Origin of the sequence: Cupriavidus sp. HPC(L) (assembly GCF_000307735.3) — a bacterium.
Classification (GTDB): Bacteria; Pseudomonadota; Gammaproteobacteria; order Burkholderiales; family Burkholderiaceae; genus Cupriavidus.
Genome location: NZ_AMPR02000305.1, coordinates 1 through 2,742 on the forward strand (window position 1 = coordinate 1; position 2,742 = coordinate 2,742).

The 2,742-nt window shown below is 67.4% G+C and carries 1 protein-coding gene; it reads left to right on the top strand.

What is annotated here, in order from left to right:
- Positions 1–58: 58 nt before the first annotated feature.
- The coding region (locus B551_RS16215; protein ID WP_172682469.1) for a condensation domain-containing protein at positions 59–2,742 on the top strand (2,684 nt) is incomplete at its 3' end.

The window sequence follows — 2,742 nt, forward strand, 5'->3', positions numbered from 1 at the left end:
CCGGATCGAGACCAGCCTGCCAACTATCGTCATGGAGGACATTGGTGAACCGGAGGCAGTGCGATTGCCCACTGTCGATCCGCGCCAGCTGGCCTACCTGATCTACACCTCCGGCTCGACCGGCACGCCTAAGGGCGTCGCCGTCGAACACGGCCCCCTGGCGATGCACTGCCACGCCACCGTCGAGCAGTACGGCATGGGGCCGGACGATCGGGAATTGCACTTCCTGTCGTTCAACTTCGACGGTGCCCACGAGCGCTGGCTGGTGCCGCTGATCGCCGGCGCCCAGCTGGTGCTGCGCGACGACACCCTGTGGAGCGCCGAGCAGACGCTCGAAGTGATGGCACGCGACGGCGTGACCAATGCCGGCTTCCCGCCCGCCTATCTGCTTCGGCTGGCTGAAGCGGCGACGGAAACGGTGCCGCTCCGGCTACTGTCCTTCGGCGGCGAAGCGATGTCGCGCGAGGCCTTCGCCCGCATCAAGCAGAAGTTCCAGGCCGGTACGCTGATCAATGGTTATGGGCCGACCGAGGCCGTGGTCACCCCGTTGGCCTGGGTCGGACAGCACGACACCGACTGCTCCAGCGCCTACGTGCCGATCGGCAAGCCGGTGGGCGACCGCACCGCCCACGTGCTCGACGCCGACCTGAACCCGGTGCCGCTAGGCCTGGGCGGCGAGCTGTATATCGGCGGGCTCGGGCTGGCCCGCGGCTATGTCGGCAAACCGGGCCTGACCGCGGAACGTTTCGTCCCCGACCCCTTCGCGCCAGGCGCCCGCATGTACCGCACCGGCGATCTGGTCCGGCGTTGCCGCGACGGCAACATCGAATACATCGGCCGGCTCGACCACCAGGTCAAGATCCGCGGCTATCGCATCGAACTGGGCGAGATCGAGGCGCGGCTGCGCGCGCATGCAAGCGTGCGGGAAGCCGTTGTGCTGGCGCACGACGGTCCGGTTGGGAAGCAGCTGGTCGCCTACGTAGTTGCCGGCCAGGATGCAGGCGATATCTCCGCCGCGCTCCGCGCCTATCTGGAAGGCTGCCTGCCCGCCTATATGGTCCCGTCGCACATCCTCGTGCTGGATCGGCTGCCCGTGACGACCAATGGCAAGCTGGACCGCCGCGCGCTTCCCGAGCCGGTGTGGGAAGCCAAAGGCTACGTCCCGCCGCGCGACGATATCGAAACCTTGCTCGCCGAGGTCTGGCAGGACGTCCTCGGGGTCGAGCGAGTCGGTATCACCGACAATTTCTTCGAGCTCGGCGGCGATTCGATCCTGTCGATCCAGGCGGTCAGCCGAGCCCGTCGAGTAGGCCTGCGCTTCACGCCCAAAGACCTGTTCCTGCATCAGACCGTGCAGGCGCTGGCGCAGGTCGCCACGCGCGACGAAGCACACCATGCCGTCGAGGACACCCCCACCGGCGAGGTGCCGCTGCTGCCGATCCAGCAGGCGTTCTTCGAGACCGCGATACCGCAACGCCACCACTGGAACCAATCGGTGCTGTTGCACCCTCGGACTCCACTGGACCGCGACGCATTGCGGCAGGCGCTCCATGCCGTGATCCGCCATCACGATGGGCTGCGGCTTCGGTACCTGCAGACCGATGGGCAGTGGCGCCAGCACTACGCGGAACCCATCGAAGACGAGGTCCTGTGGCAGCAAGAGATCGCCGGCATCGATGCAATCAGCGAACACTGCGACCGCGCACAACAAAGCCTGGATCTGCAACACGGTCCGCTGCTCCGCGCACTTCACCTTCGGCTGCCGGACGGCGGTGAGCGGCTGTTGCTGGTCGTCCACCACCTGGTGGTCGATGGCGTCTCCTGGCGGATTCTGCTGGAGGACCTGCAGCAGGCGTACCGCCTCGCGAGGGACGGGCAGCCGATCGCCCTGCCGCCCAAGACCGCGTCGTACAAGGCCTGGGCACAGGCGTTGGTGCGGCACGCGAGTTCGGACGAGTTGATCCAGCAGGCCGACTACTGGCGTGCCCAGCAAGGGCCCGAATTGCCGTGCGATCACGCCGTCGACGAGGATCGGATGGCCGACGCCGCCACGCTGACGCTGCAGTTGTCTGCTGCCCAGACGCAGCGGCTGCTCAAGCGCGCCCCATCGGCGTATCGCACGCAGATCAACGACCTGCTGCTGAGCGCGCTCGCGCGAGCCGTCGGACATTGGGCCGGCGTGGACAGAGCCGCCCTCTTCCTGGAGGGACATGGCCGCGGGGCGTTGTTCGACAACGTCGATATCGGCCGCACGATCGGCTGGTTTACCAGCCTGTTCCCCGTCGTTCTGCCGGTGCTCGACGACACCGGCAACAGCATCAAGGCGGTCAAGGAGACGCTGCGCGGCATCCCCGATCACGGGCTCGGCTATGGCTTGCTGCGGCATCTGGGGCCGCAGTCGATCCGCGATGAACTCGCTGCGCTCCGCTTGCCTCGCATTACGTTCAACTACCTGGGCCAGCTCGATGCCAGCGCAGGCGACGCGGCCCTGTTCGATCGCGCCGCCGAATCGCCGGGTCAACCCGTCTCGCCGGAAGCCCCGCTCGGCAACTGGATCACGATCAACGGTCAGGTGAGCGGCGGCGTGCTGTCGCTGGCGGTCAGCTTCAGCACCGCCCACTATCGTCACGAGACCATCGCCTCGCTGGTAGAGGCCTATCGCGGGGCGTTGGAGACGACCATCGACCATTGCGTCAGCGTGCCGCCCGGCGCGCTGACGCCGTCCGACGTGCCGCTCGCGGG